The sequence below is a fragment of the Vibrio sp. 1078-1 genome (assembly GCF_033340475.1).
The window spans coordinates 127,637-140,627 of the sequence record NZ_JAWOWM010000002.1 but is presented as its reverse complement, the minus strand read 5'-3'; the positions used below and the strand labels follow the sequence as shown (position 1 = coordinate 140,627).

Sequence of the window (12,991 nt, the reverse complement as noted above, 5' to 3'; positions counted from 1 at the left end):
GCTCATGCTTCACCCTCTTCTGTTGTTTCTTCTTGGGCTTGGTCGTCTTGATCTTCTTCAGACAATAAGCTGCCTTGGCTTGGCTCTTTGGTGTGCACTACTGCTTCACCATCACGGATTAGACGCAGCTGCGCTTCACGCATGTCATCGCCAATACGTACATCGGCACCAAAGCGGAATACCGCTTCACTGATGCTGAATTTACCGGTTTCACCGATGTTGATGATCATGCCTAGGCGACGCAAACGACGAAGTGACGTACGTACTTTTTCAAACAGCTTTTCTTTATCAAGGTCAGAACCAGTCGCACGGTTCGTCACTAGCTTCATCAGCTTGTTTTCGTCTGCTAGAGCAAGCAGTTCGTCGTACAGCTCTTGGTTAGTAAAGATGCCTTCGTGCGCAAGACGCTCTGGGCTTAGGTAAAGGAAACACAGTACCTTCCCCACCAGCATATCCAGTTCAGAAAGAACACTACGGCCAATCAGAGACGTTGAACGAGGACGAAGGTAGAAGAAACCTTCTGGCGCTTTCACCAATTCGGTGTTGTAGCGTTGGTAGAAAGAAGAAAGCTCAAGTTCGAAATCCGACAACAACGCGTGATTGTCTAGATCTTCACTTGAGATATGACGCCCTGCTCGAAGCATGCTGTCTAGCGCTGGGAACAGAGGGTTAGAAATTGCTTTTGCCAGATTCTCTGACATGTATTCATTAGTATCGGTCGATGACATTCGCTTGTACCTTTGCCCCAAATTCGTTGATTGCTTTCCAGTCTGGTTGAATCGCTTGGTAATCCGATTCTGAATACCCTAGACGTACAGCTTGATCGACGATAATGCGAGCTAAATCAAAATGATGAGTGTAAGGGTGCTGTGCAAGGTAATCTCGCAGTACCACACTCAAGTCGATTGGTGTGCCTTGATCTTTATGCGCTTTTAGCATGTCACCAATTCGTTCAGACAGCTCATCATTGACTTGTTGAAACTCTTCGTATTCTACTTCCATCGGAACTTGACCCGTTACCTCGTCATCACGCAGTACTAGGGCCTCATCACGAAGGTCAGAAAGCCTCTCCGCATCTGCATAAGTCAGATACCAAGGCGCATCGAAGTAATCTTTGACGGATTGACGCAGACGCGAGCTAAACGCACGGTTCTTATCCATATCGATTGCAGTACGAATAAACTTATGCACGTGTCGGTCATAACCAATCCAAAGGTCGATCGCTTGCTGGCCCCAGCTTGTGATTCGGTCTAGTTTCATTTGCAGACCAAACAAGGCTTCTTCGATAAACTCCAGCTCAGGGTCACCGTAAACAATTTCTTGAATATCGAGGATCTGAGTTTGCAGTTCATCACTGGCGGCTTGCAGCGTATCTTGAAGTTCACGCAACGTGCTTGATGTTTCTGACAGAAGTGCTTCACAGTTGTTGATCGCTTCACGCCAGTCTTTGTTAAGCAGGTCAGCAATCTGTTGTTTCACTGACTGTTGCTGCTCATCCATAACACGTTGGTTGAGATCAATTTGATCGAAGATTTCGCCTACAGAATATTTTAAAACACCGTATACGTTTTTCTTCCAGTGACCCGGTGTGCCACCTTTTTGTGCTGCCTCAATTGCTTTCGCCATTTCATCCGCTACCATGGATAGCTGGATAGATAGACGCAGTTTTGAGAACTCACGGTGACGCACGTAGTAGTCGGTTATTCCTATCGCTAATGGCGACAAGCGGTAAATGCTCGCTCCGTCAGTAATCTCACTGACAAAACGGCTCATAAGACGCTGCTTAACCATCTCGTTGATCGCATTGTTCGCACGAAAAGCGGAGGCTTCGCCGGTCTCATCAAATAGTCGAGTGACGATGGCAAATGCATCATGCAGTTCACCTTCACCCAGTTCTTCATCGAACCTTTCATTACTCAGTACGGCAATGGCTATCAAAAATGCCAATCGCTCTGTGGTCAGGTTCAACGAGAAATCGTGCTGCTTAACCCAGCCAACCAGCTCATCGATTGGTTGCTCTGCAGCATTGAGAGTCATCTCACTCATTGTTATTCCTGTTTATCGTTCTTTTTAGCCCACACATGAATGTAGCGGCCTAATGAGAGGTATGGCTCTTGTCGACAAAGTTGTTTTTCTAGCGCCAACACATCTTCAAACTCGTAATCACCCATGTATTCCATATTGCCTATGTAATCACTAAATGAGCGAATACCAGATTTGCCACAAATATTAAAACCTGAATTTTCTATCCACTGGTAGACTTCTTCAGGTTTTAAGCCTTTTTGCGGCTGTAGTTTAAATCTTTTTCGGTGAGGCATGCCGTCTAATATATGAGGAATGTTGCCACAAACCACGTTTTTATAGACTAAACCGTGGTGGTTGTAGAACATGACTGATGCGATACCTCCCGGTTTTACTTGTTCTAGAACTGTTTCAAGTGCGGCCTTAGGATCAACCAGCCACTCCATCACAGCGTGGAACATAACCAGATCGACCCGTCCATCCATATGTTCACCGATGGATTGGACAGGCGAATGAATCAGGCGATACTGCTCAAGCAAACCGTTTTTTTCAATATCCTGCTTAGCCAACTGCAGCATTTCCGAAGATAGATCACATAAAGCGATTCGATGTCCGAGCTTAGCAAGCTTTTGCGACATTTGTGCCAAACCACCACCAGCGTCCAACACTTCTAGGGGTTGCTGGTCAGCATCTAATTCACTTAGAATCTGTAGAAAATCTTCCCACACAATGATTTGGCGGATCTCCCCTTTATCGGAGCCGTAAATATTTTTTGCAAATTTGTGGGCGATATCGTCGAAATTGCGGTCTTCTGTCACTTCTGCTGAGTTATCATAACGGATTGTGCCGCTATTCTGGCACAAGGAAAGCAGGAATAAAGAGGGATACCCTCATTTTTATTATCAATTGATGTTTTTTCGGACTATTTATGTATGTTTGAGCTGAAAAAAGTAGTGTCAGCCATGCTTATGCCCCTTCCGGCATTGCTGCTGATAGGCTTGTTGGGTCTTGCTCTCATTAGTTTTACTACAAAACGTAAAACTGGCTGCTTCGTTGTTCTATTCTCTTTTGTTGGCATTTTTCTTGTTGCCTTCCAACCTGTTTCAACCAAGCTTCTTATGCCGTTAGAACGAGAGCATAAAGCCTTTTTGCCAGTTTCTGGCACCATCGACTACGTGATGGTTTTAGGGAATGGTCATGTTATCGATGACGAAATTCCACCCACCTCGCAGTTAAGCCGTGCAGCATTAATGCGCTTAACTGAGGGCATTCGTATTTTAAGAATGTATCCAGGCGCGAAATTAATCTTATCCGGCTATGCTGGCGGATCTGAAATTAGCCACGCGCGAATGATGGCGAACGTTGCCCTTGCGTTGGGAGTCGCGAAATCCGATATCATTTTATTAGAAGATGCGAAAGATACGTGGGAAGAGGCGCGTCAAGCGGCTGCATTCGTCCAACAAAAGGAGATTGTGTTAGTCACTTCTGCGAGTCACATGAGCCGTGCATTGTATGAGTTCAACGCAGCAGGCATTAAACCAATCCCAGCCCCGACCAACTTCTTAGCTATTAGCGAGATAAGTCAACCTTGGGATAAATACTCACCTAAAGCGCGTTACTTAGAACAAACAGAGCTTTATTGGCATGAGTACTTGGGCAGTATTTGGCAAAGGTTGCGTGATACTGTCGGCCAAACACCAATGGTTGAAGCAAACTAGTATTATCTTGAAGCCACAAAAAAGGAGAGCCGAAGCTCTCCTTTTCTTTTTACGATTGAGTTATGTTCAAACTAGTCACCAGCAAACATATAGCCTTCGCCGTGCACCGTTACAAAAATCTGTGGGTTCTTAGGATCGAACTCCATTTTTGCGCGCATACGTCGAATAAGAACATCAATGGTGCGGTCATTCGGCGCATCCACTCGATGGCTGATCATGTTCAAAATACGCTCACGACTTAACACCTGGTTAGGGTAAGACGATAATGCCACCAAAAGTTCATACTCTGCTTTAGTTAGTTTTACTGGCTCACCGTTGCGGCTAAGTGCGCGACGTTGAATGTCGAATGTCCACTCCCCAAAGCGCACAATGTGCTCTTCACTGGTTTCATTCGCTTTCGAGCTGCCACTACGCGCTGCTGAAATACGCCACAGCAAGTTTTTAACGCGAACTAACAGCTCTCTCAGTTCAAAAGGTTTTGTCACATAATCGTCAGCACCCATTTCTAGGCCTACGATTTTATCAATGCTATCCGTGCGTCCTGTTACTAATATGATACCAATATCCGATTGGCTACGTAACTCACGAGTAAGCATCAGGCCGTCTTCACCAGGCAAGTTAATATCCAGCATGATCAGGTCTACATCGCCCGCTTGCAAAACTTCACGCATTTCCGCGCCACTCTCTGCTTCGCTGACTTGGTAGCCCTCATTTTGGAAATATCCCGCAAGCTTACTACGAGTTACAACATCATCTTCTACGACTAATACGTGATAGCTCATTTACACCACTTTTCTGTCTTCTTATTATCCAAGACGTATTCTATTCATAACTAGTAACATTTCTAGTCATAGATACATTAAAACGCAAGATTTAGCGTTTTTATTGATTCAAAACAAGCTTGCCCATTGCTATTAATAAACGGTCATTTTTGACCATAAAACATAACAATTATAGTTACTGCTATTCATTTTAATTGATTACACTTAGGGGATATCCCTAATTGACTTTGTGATGCATGACTTGAAGCATCATTCAGGAGCCCAAAATGCAAGAAGTGAAAGCTTTTAATGAAAAACGCGCTGAAATTTACTGGTGGTTTTCGAGCTTGTTCGCAAAAGAACTAACAGAGAAAGAATTGGAAGCCTATCACAGTGTTGAAATTCGCAGTTTTCTCGCAGGTTTAGGTGAAAATGAGTCGCTGAAACCAGCTGTTGATAGCCTAGTTGATGCATTGAATCGGTTACAAGATCGTGAAGATGCACAACTAGAGCTTGCAGCTGACTTTTGTGAACTGTTTTTGAAGACAGAAAAATACGGCGCTCTTCCTTACGCATCCATGTACATTGGTGAATCAGGTTTACTGAATGACAAGCCAGCTGAGGAAATGGAAAAGTTGATGGCTGAATTTGGCGTTCAAGTAGACGAAAACCTAAAGGAACCTGCGGATCACTTAGCCGTTGAGCTCGACTTTCTCGGGAACATGATTATCCGCTCAAACGAGCTTGAACAAGAAAAACACATGGAAGAAGCCTTCGTTAAACAAAACGACTTTATCCAGCAACAATTGATGTCTTGGTTACCTCAGTTTTCAGACAAATGTAAACAATTCGACGAATTTGGATTTTACTCGAGTGTCGCGAAACTATTAGTTGCATTTTGTAAACTAGACAGCGCCTACCTTCTTGGTGAATAATTGCCGCCTATTTTTAGGGAGCCTGCCTATCGGGCTTCCTGTATGCCGAAAGTGACCAATTGTAAGTAACTTGGGTATAATATTCGTTTGCCTTAACTTAGCGCAAAGACGCTTGGTTATTTAGCAGTCAAAATGTGACTTCAAATACACAAATCTCGTGCTGAAAACATTGCTAGTCAGTCCACATAGGGCTAAAATGTGAGCGCAAACGATTAAATATGATTTATATGTAAACCGCTGAAATATAGCGGTTTTTGTGTTTTCTTAACAGGTTGATGGCAATTTCTCATCAGATAGAAAAAAGATAAAATTCATCGACCGATGCTGCTACGCACCCTTTTGTCGCACTTGGATCAACCGCTGCCGAGACACTTAGCGCCAATTTTATATTGCTAGGTGTGAAACCATTAGAGCATCAGGTACATCCAATACGACATATTTCAGTAGCTCGATACAGGACACCATTTATGGCCACGATAAAAGACGTTGCTCGCTTAGCCGGCGTTTCCACTACGACAGTTTCGCACGTTATCAATAAAACGCGTTTCGTTGCAGAAGCAACGCAAGAAAAAGTAATGAAAGCCGTTGACGAGCTGAATTACGCGCCAAGTGCCGTTGCACGCAGCCTAAAATGCAACTCAACTCGTACGATTGGCATGTTAGTAACTCAATCAACTAACCTATTTTTCTCAGAAGTGATTGATGGCGTTGAGAGCTACTGTTACCGCCAAGGCTATACTCTGATTTTATGTAACACAGGCGGGATTTACGAAAAACAACGCGATTACATTCGTATGCTGGCTGAAAAGCGCGTTGATGGCATCCTAGTGATGTGTTCTGACTTAACCGAAGAACTAAAAGAGATGCTTGACCGTCATGCGGACATTCCTAAAGTGGTCATGGATTGGGGCCCAGAGAGCTCGCAAGCAGACAAAATCATGGATAACTCAGAAGAAGGTGGCTACATTGCGACCAAACATCTGATTGACAATGGTCATACGGATATCGCTTGTCTAAGCGGTCATTTTGAAAAGCTTGCTTGCCAAGAGCGCATTGCAGGTTTCCGTCGCGCAATGAGCGAAGCGAACCTAGCTGTAAATGAAGACTGGATCCTTGAAGGTAACTTTGAATGTGATACGGCCGTATTAGTTGCAGATAAAATTACCGCAATGGACAAGCGCCCGACGGCGGTATTCTGTTTTAACGACACAATGGCTCTAGGCCTAATGAGCCGCTTGCAACAAAACGGGATCAAAATTCCTGAAGATATTTCAGTGATCGGCTACGACAACATCGAGCTTGCAGAATACTTCTCTCCACCGCTAACGACTATCCACCAACCTAAACGTCGTGTTGGTAAAAATGCATTCGAAATTCTACTTGAGCGTATCAAAGATAAAGAACACGAAAAACGAATTTTCGAAATGCAACCTGAGCTTGTAATTCGAAATACTGTGAAAAAAATGAACTAAATTTTACTGTATTTAACCGTGTTAAATAAGCGCTCTACAGGGGCGCTTATTTTTTTGGAAAAATTAAGCATTCTCTAATACTTCACACCACTCTAATAACAATTGACTAACGTTAACTCCCTGTTTTATATAAATGTAATATATATTAAGAACTCCTTTTCAAAGGCCAATTTGCACCTTTCCATATGCAAAATAGAGCATTCAATCTATCATTTTTATTGAACCGATATCACACTTTTAACGCTAAACCGTGATGTTAATTCAATATAAGAAGTATGCTCATTGTGTCACGCACAGGGCAAACCATTCGAAAGAGTGGGACGCAAAGCCTCCGGCCTGAACCATATTACGATATGGAAGGTAGCGGGGTTACCGATGGCAAGTGTGTAAGCAATGACTTTACTCTGTAATGACATTGTTTTTACGCATGTTTGCTACTCTCTCGGACCTGACTTTTGGTGGCGTAATATTAATTACACCGAGATAACAAAACATGGATAAACCGATACTCAAAGACTCTATGAAGCTATTTGAGGCACTTGGTAATATCAAGTCGCGCTCAATGTTTGGTGGCTTCGGACTATTCGCTGATGAAACAATGTTTGCACTAGTGGTAAACAATCAGCTTCATATCAGAGCAGACCAAAAAACTTCATCTGACTTCGAGAAACAAGGGCTAAAGCCTTACGTTTATAAAAAACGTGGCTTTCCAGTCGTTACAAAGTACTACGCTATTTCCAGCGATTTATGGGAATCAAGCGAACGCTTAATCGAAGTAGCGAATCAATCATTGAAAAAGGCAAAGCTTGAGAAAGAACAGCAAGCAAGTACAAAACCTAACCGTTTGAAAGATTTGCCTAACTTACGACTGGCTACCGAGCGCATGCTAAAAAAAGCCGGCATCGAATCCGTAGAGAAGCTTGAAGAGGAAGGTGCGCTTAACGCCTATAAAGCGATAAGAGATACGCACTCTGCAACCGTCAACATTGAGTTGCTATGGGCACTAGAAGGTGCTATCAACGGCACTCATTGGAGTGTGGTACCTCAAGCTCGCCGAGATGAGTTGATGAACGGCCTCCAATAAAAGTCGGCCTAAAAACTATCTTGTAAAACCGCAGTCTAATCTGCGGTTTTTTTGTGAAATTTTTTCGGTTTTCCTACTGTCTTATTACATATATCCCAAATTGGAATCAAAATTATGAATAAGAAACTGATATTAGGTCTCATCCTACTAGCGGCTATCGTCTTTTTAGGTATTAACTTTGGCCAGTATTTAACCTTAGAGAATGCAAAAGCCCAACAAGAAGCACTAACTACATACATCGATCAGAATTTTGTATTCTCGGCTGCGATTTACTTTTTTACCTACATTGCAATTACCGCTTTTTCTATCCCAGGAGCGGCAGTAGTCACCTTACTTGGTGCAGCCTTATTTGGTTTTTGGACAAGCTTGCTACTGGTTTCTTTCGCTAGCACTATGGGGGCAACACTGGCCTTCTTGAGCAGCCGATACTTATTGCGTGACTGGGTACAAAACAAATTCGGAAATAAACTCAACGCAATTAATCAAGGTGTCGAAAAAGACGGAGCTTTTTATCTATTTTCCTTGCGTCTAATCCCTGTATTCCCTTTCTTTCTAATCAACTTACTGATGGGCTTAACACCGATGTCTGTAGGTCGATTTTATCTCACTAGCCAAATAGGTATGCTGCCAGGCACAGCCGTATATCTGAATGCAGGTACTCAATTAGCAACAATTGAAAGCCTATCGGGCATTGTTTCACCCGCAGTATTAGCGTCTTTTGCGCTATTGGGACTATTTCCAATCATCACTAAATGGGTTATGAATAAAGTAAGGCCGACACCAAGTCAGCAAAACTCGTAATTGGTGAAGTGGGTATTTTGATGAAAATATTTATCGCTAAAAACCCAGCAGAAGCACACATTGTATGTGAGCTGCTTAAAGTGGAACAAATTTACTGTGAAGTTCGCGGAGAAGGTATTTTCGGCCTAAAAGGAGAACTGCCGTTTGGTGATGATACCGATCCTTATGTGTGGCTTTTTGACACGGCACAAAAGATGAAAGCTGAAGAAATAGTAAAAGCATATCGAAAACAATCCGATAGGCATGAGTATCAAGATTGGCAATGCCCAAAATGTCATGAAATAAACGAAGGGCAATTTGGTGCATGTTGGCAATGTGGATATCAACTAGGAGAGCTATAGCGGCTCTCCTATTCAGTGGATGCACTCAGTTTTAAGCACATACAGCTTGCTGTTTAATAAACTCGATGGAGTGTTGATTGAAGTCTTCTGGACGCTCTACATTGCATACATGACCACAATTCGGGATTTCTCGTAGAATGCTGAGCTTATGTGCTGCAACCATTTCTTTGACAGGTTTAATAAACATGTAATCCCTGTCGCCCATTAAGTAAAGAGTCGGAATGGGTAACTCTCGATCTTTAAAATATTTCATTAACGGATTTACATCAGCGGCAAGAATAAACCAACGTTTAAATTCTTTTTGGCAAAGCTTCTTGGCTTCGCGAATAAAAAGGTGGCGAGATTCTCGTTGGCTTCTTTGAGGCATAACAATATAAGCGAACAGTTTGTAGAGCCACATGTACGGTAGGATATGCTTACAAAAATTACCTAATTTCACCAATATCTGAGAACGAGTGTTAAGCCTTGTGACAGCACCGCCGAGCACCATCGAACGTACGCGCTCTGATGACAATTCAGCAAGGTTTCGAACAATAATAGTACCAAGCGACATACCGACAAAATGAGCGGATTGGATCTTTAAATGGTCCAATACTTTCAAAATATCTTGGGTAACTTCCGTAAAGGTATAACGGCTAGCAATGAGCTCTTTAAGTAACTGATTTGACTTTCCATGCCCTCTTAAATCGATCAGCAATAAGTTAAAGTGTTGCTTGTAAGCTTTAATTTGCTTGAACCAGATAGAAGAGCTACCACCAGCACCGTGCACAAATACAACCCACTCATTACTAGTAGGGTGCAAATAGGTTTTATGAAAAAGTAGCGGCTGGGTCATATTGAGTATCAAAAAGATCGTGCTATTGAGTAAAAAGCCATCCTACCACACTCCCCTTACTCAAGATAATAAAGGCACCTCATTCGGTGCCTTTCGTTACAATTTTAAGTCAAACTAACGCTGAGTGGTAAAGCTGCAAATAAGATTCTGCGGCCTTTTGCCAACAAAAGTCTTGTTGCATCGCGTGCAACTGTACTTTATTCACTTCAGGCTCGTTTTGAGCGTAGAGCAACAGTGCCCTTAGCATCGTTAACAACAATGCCTGCGGTGTCGGTTCGAAAAAAACAAACCCCGTTGCTTCAGATGGGTTTACATCATAATCGCTAACGCTGTCCTTTAAGCCACCAACACCGCGTACTATCGGTAATGTCCCATAAGCCATACTATAGATTTGGTTTAAGCCACATGGTTCAAACTCAGAAGGCATCAAGAAGAAATCAGAACCAGCTTCAACGATATGCGCAAGTTCATTGTCATACGCTTCTACAAAGGCAAATTTGCTAGAAAACTGCGCGGCAACCTCTCGTAGCTGAGCTGCAAGAACAGGGTCTCCGGTCCCAACGACAACTAGCTGAACATCGTGCTTCAAAAAATCGGCCAAAGCAGGCAACAAGTAATGAACGCCTTTCTGCTGGGTCAACCGACAAACCATACCGAACATAGCTACATTTTTTTCGGGCAAATTTAGTCGTTGTTGTAATGCTTTTTTACAAGCTTTCTTCCCTTGCGACATACTTTGCTGGTCGGCGCAGTAATTAACCGGCAAGTAGGTATCAGTTTCCGGATTCCAAGCGCTGTAATCACAACCGTTCAAAATACCAACTAAGTCCTGCGCGCGTTGCTGAAACTCCCAAGCCATGCCGTGACTGCCAAGCTCTGTTTTTAGTTCCTCTGCGTACGTAGGACTAACCGCGTTTATCTTATCTGCATTCATTACACCAGCTTTAAGCATCGTAATATGTGTTGCACTCACCGCAGCATCGGGAACGTTTCTACAATGAAACTCTGGCAAACACTGCACGTCTTCATAACTAAATACTCCTTTAAAGACCGCATTGTGAATTGAAATGACGCTTTTAGTATGAGCAAAAAACGGATCATTGCCATACCTGTGCTTGAGCAAAAATGGAACAAGACCTGTGTGCCAATCGTTCGCGTGTATGATATTAGGTTGAAAGGCGAGCTTGGGTAACATGTCGAGACATGCTGCACTAAAAAACGCAAAGCGCTCGCCGTTATCAGTATACGCTTGGTTGTTCTCCGCATACATTGATGGTCGATTGAAATACGGCGGACAATCAATCAGGTAAACAGGATTTTGACCTAACATGAGCCGCAAAACTCGATACTCCGTATGCGGCCATGATGTTAATTCTGTTTCTAATACAACTTCTGCGTCTGCGAGTTTATCAATACTGCTGTACGCAGGGATGGTAATTCTTACGTCTTGCTGTAGGTTTTGAAGGGCTTCCGGTAGTGCCTTGGCAACATCTGCCAAGCCACCACTTTTAATGAGGCCTTCAACCTCAGAAGCTACAAACAGAATAGATAAGTAGTTAGTAGCCAACTCGAGCCCCTTTCGGAATAACAACAATGCCCTCCTCAGACACGTGGAAGTGTTTTTTATCTTCTTGAAGATTCACACCAATCTGAGTACCAGGAGCAATATCGGCATCCTTGTCGACAATCACACGACGTAAAACACATCCTTCGCCAATTTTTACGTCACCAAGAAGTATACATTCGCTGATATCGCAAGCAGAAGCAATATTACTGCGAAAACCAAGCACCGACTTTTCGATTCTTGAGCCTCTAACATAGCTGCCATTACACACTAAACTATCGATTATCTGCACACGACCATTATCAGAGTCGGTAAATGTCGCAGGTGGCAATGGTGGGTAGTAGGTATGCAATGGCCATTTACGGTTGTACAGCGAAAATGGTGCATCTTTTTCTAGCAGATCCATATGCGCTTGCCAGTACGCATCAATAGTTCCGACATCACGCCAGTACACCTCTTCTTTTTCGCCACTGATTTTGTTGGTACTGAAGTCATACACGAACACATCACCTCTAGGGAACATCTTTGGAATGATGTCCTTTCCAAAATCATGTGATGAAGCTTCATTATCCGCATCTTCGACCAACTCTGAGAACAGTACCTGAGCTTCAAAAACATAGTTACCCATTGAAACTAAAGCGTAATCAGGGTCACCAGGAATCGACTTCGGATTTGCTGGTTTTTCTTCAAAGCCAATCATACGGCCTTCGCTATCCACTTCGATAACCCCAAATTGCGACGCCTCTTTTAGTGGCATGCGCAATGCAGATACCGTCAGAGAAGCCTGCTTTTCTGAGTGGAAGTTCAGCATTTGTTTGATATCCATCTTATAGATATGGTCAGAGCCAAAAATACAAACTTGCTCTGGTTCCTCTAACTCCATAAAACGCAGGTTTTGATAGATCGCGTCCGCCGTCCCTTCGTACCAACGTTTACCAGTACGCATTTGAGCGGGAATAGGATCGATAAAGCGGTCTGTAATGCCGTTGATGTTCCACCCCTTTTTTAAGTGATGGAATAAAGATTGAGATTTAAATTGGGTTAGGACGTAAATGCGCATCAGATCCGCATTAACAAAATTGTTTAGAGCAAAATCGATCAATCGATAACTACCACCAAACGGTACCGAAGGTTTACTGCGAGATTCCGTTAAAGGTCTCAAACGAGAGCCTTCACCGCCAGCAAGAATCATTCCCAAAACACCAGCCATTTGTTGTTCTCCATATCGTTATAGCTTGGATTTGGTACTCGCTTGAATGAGTCATACTCGGGGAGTCAAGCGAATACATTTAGCAACCGTCTCTGAGTTTCTGTGAACTCTTACAACACGGATAAAAAAGCTACGGCACTTCCAGTATGCAACGTCCACTCTTTCCTTATTTTTTGACGCAAACAATGCACACAGTTGCACTAATTTTTGTAATAAATTATCTAAGCGGGTTCTAAATTACAATTTTT

13 protein-coding genes and 1 riboswitch are annotated in these 12,991 nt (G+C 43.1%); of the genes, 6 read left to right on the top strand and 7 right to left on the bottom strand.

Translation table 11 applies throughout. The features are described from left to right. Positions 1-2 precede the first annotated feature (2 nt). The 3 genes from mukE to cmoM are packed head-to-tail and all read right to left on the bottom strand — an operon-like array spanning position 3 to position 2,840. Positions 3-728: a chromosome partition protein MukE gene (gene mukE, locus R7190_RS04565; RefSeq protein ID WP_005378379.1), complete on the bottom strand. Its 726-nt coding sequence runs from the start codon at positions 726-728 to the stop codon at positions 3-5. Continuing rightward, positions 709-2,046 carry a chromosome partition protein MukF gene (mukF, locus tag R7190_RS04560; protein ID WP_017634722.1) on the bottom strand — a complete coding sequence of 446 codons (1,338 nt, stop codon included), beginning with the start codon at positions 2,044-2,046 and terminating at the stop codon, positions 709-711. The genes mukE and mukF overlap by 20 nt, the downstream gene beginning before the upstream one ends. 2 nt (positions 2,047-2,048) lie before the next feature. Beyond that, on the bottom strand, positions 2,049-2,840 hold the full coding sequence (cmoM, locus tag R7190_RS04555; RefSeq protein ID WP_065275056.1) for a tRNA uridine 5-oxyacetic acid(34) methyltransferase CmoM: 792 nt from the start codon (positions 2,838-2,840) through the stop codon (positions 2,049-2,051). Between the two features lie 114 nt (positions 2,841-2,954). Between cmoM and elyC the strand changes: the two genes are divergently transcribed. Next, positions 2,955-3,740 (top strand): envelope biogenesis factor ElyC, encoded by a 786-nt coding sequence (elyC, locus tag R7190_RS04550; protein ID WP_005387893.1) that lies wholly within the window; start codon positions 2,955-2,957, stop codon positions 3,738-3,740. 71 nt (positions 3,741-3,811) lie between these two features. On the opposite strand, the gene torR is transcribed toward elyC, so the two are convergent. Then, positions 3,812-4,522 (bottom strand): two-component system response regulator TorR, encoded by a 711-nt coding sequence (gene torR / locus R7190_RS04545; RefSeq protein ID WP_005378370.1) that lies wholly within the window; start codon positions 4,520-4,522, stop codon positions 3,812-3,814. A 266-nt stretch (positions 4,523-4,788) separates the two neighbouring features. Between torR and torD the strand changes: the two genes are divergently transcribed. From torD to R7190_RS04520, 5 genes are all read left to right on the top strand, one after another. Next, positions 4,789-5,436, top strand: coding sequence for a molecular chaperone TorD (torD, locus tag R7190_RS04540; RefSeq protein ID WP_017820035.1), 648 nt, complete (start codon positions 4,789-4,791; stop codon positions 5,434-5,436). A 467-nt stretch (positions 5,437-5,903) separates the two neighbouring features. Beyond that, positions 5,904-6,908: an HTH-type transcriptional repressor PurR gene (gene purR, locus R7190_RS04535; protein WP_005378368.1), complete on the top strand. Its 1,005-nt coding sequence runs from the start codon at positions 5,904-5,906 to the stop codon at positions 6,906-6,908. A gap of 287 nt (positions 6,909-7,195) precedes the next feature. Continuing rightward, positions 7,196-7,285, top strand: a riboswitch (cyclic di-GMP riboswitch). A 116-nt stretch (positions 7,286-7,401) separates the two neighbouring features. Beyond that, the gene (locus R7190_RS04530) at positions 7,402-7,992 is read left to right on the top strand and encodes a TfoX/Sxy family DNA transformation protein (RefSeq protein ID WP_005378367.1); all 591 of its coding nucleotides are present in this window, start codon (positions 7,402-7,404) and stop codon (positions 7,990-7,992) included. 114 nt (positions 7,993-8,106) lie between these two features. Further along, the gene (locus R7190_RS04525) at positions 8,107-8,793 is read left to right on the top strand and encodes a TVP38/TMEM64 family protein (protein ID WP_005378366.1); all 687 of its coding nucleotides are present in this window, start codon (positions 8,107-8,109) and stop codon (positions 8,791-8,793) included. Between the two features lie 20 nt (positions 8,794-8,813). Further along, the gene (locus tag R7190_RS04520) at positions 8,814-9,134 is read left to right on the top strand and encodes a DUF2007 domain-containing protein (protein WP_017820033.1); all 321 of its coding nucleotides are present in this window, start codon (positions 8,814-8,816) and stop codon (positions 9,132-9,134) included. Positions 9,135-9,165: 31 nt separating this feature from the next. Here R7190_RS04520 and R7190_RS04515 read toward each other — a convergent pair whose 3' ends face one another. From R7190_RS04515 to glgC, 3 genes are all read right to left on the bottom strand, one after another. Further along, a complete protein-coding gene (locus tag R7190_RS04515) occupies positions 9,166-9,969 on the bottom strand; it encodes an alpha/beta fold hydrolase (protein ID WP_017820032.1) in 804 nt (267 codons plus the stop codon). A gap of 109 nt (positions 9,970-10,078) precedes the next feature. Then, positions 10,079-11,536, bottom strand: a complete 1,458-nt coding sequence (glgA, locus tag R7190_RS04510) for a glycogen synthase GlgA (protein WP_186584392.1) — start codon at positions 11,534-11,536, stop codon at positions 10,079-10,081. Continuing rightward, positions 11,526-12,743: a glucose-1-phosphate adenylyltransferase gene (gene glgC / locus R7190_RS04505; RefSeq protein WP_017634726.1), complete on the bottom strand. Its 1,218-nt coding sequence runs from the start codon at positions 12,741-12,743 to the stop codon at positions 11,526-11,528. The genes glgA and glgC overlap by 11 nt, the downstream gene beginning before the upstream one ends. Between the last annotated feature and the right edge of the window lie 248 nt (positions 12,744-12,991).

What these genes read in the sequence shown, in the direction of transcription:
- purR (WP_005378368.1), top strand. Translation starts at nt 5,904, where the DNA reads ATGGCCACGATAAAAGACGTTGCTCGCTTAGCCGGCGTTTCCACTACG.
- R7190_RS04520 (WP_017820033.1), top strand. Translation starts at nt 8,814, where the DNA reads ATGAAAATATTTATCGCTAAAAACCCAGCAGAAGCACACATTGTATGT.
- mukE (WP_005378379.1), bottom strand. Translation starts at nt 728, where the DNA reads ATGTCATCGACCGATACTAATGAATACATGTCAGAGAATCTGGCAAAA.
- R7190_RS04515 (WP_017820032.1), bottom strand. Translation starts at nt 9,969, where the DNA reads ATGACCCAGCCGCTACTTTTTCATAAAACCTATTTGCACCCTACTAGT.
- torR (WP_005378370.1), bottom strand. Translation starts at nt 4,522, where the DNA reads ATGAGCTATCACGTATTAGTCGTAGAAGATGATGTTGTAACTCGTAGT.
- glgC (WP_017634726.1), bottom strand. Translation starts at nt 12,743, where the DNA reads ATGGCTGGTGTTTTGGGAATGATTCTTGCTGGCGGTGAAGGCTCTCGT.
- R7190_RS04525 (WP_005378366.1), top strand. Translation starts at nt 8,107, where the DNA reads ATGAATAAGAAACTGATATTAGGTCTCATCCTACTAGCGGCTATCGTC.
- torD (WP_017820035.1), top strand. Translation starts at nt 4,789, where the DNA reads ATGCAAGAAGTGAAAGCTTTTAATGAAAAACGCGCTGAAATTTACTGG.
- mukF (WP_017634722.1), bottom strand. Translation starts at nt 2,046, where the DNA reads ATGAGTGAGATGACTCTCAATGCTGCAGAGCAACCAATCGATGAGCTG.
- R7190_RS04530 (WP_005378367.1), top strand. Translation starts at nt 7,402, where the DNA reads ATGGATAAACCGATACTCAAAGACTCTATGAAGCTATTTGAGGCACTT.
- elyC (WP_005387893.1), top strand. Translation starts at nt 2,955, where the DNA reads ATGTTTGAGCTGAAAAAAGTAGTGTCAGCCATGCTTATGCCCCTTCCG.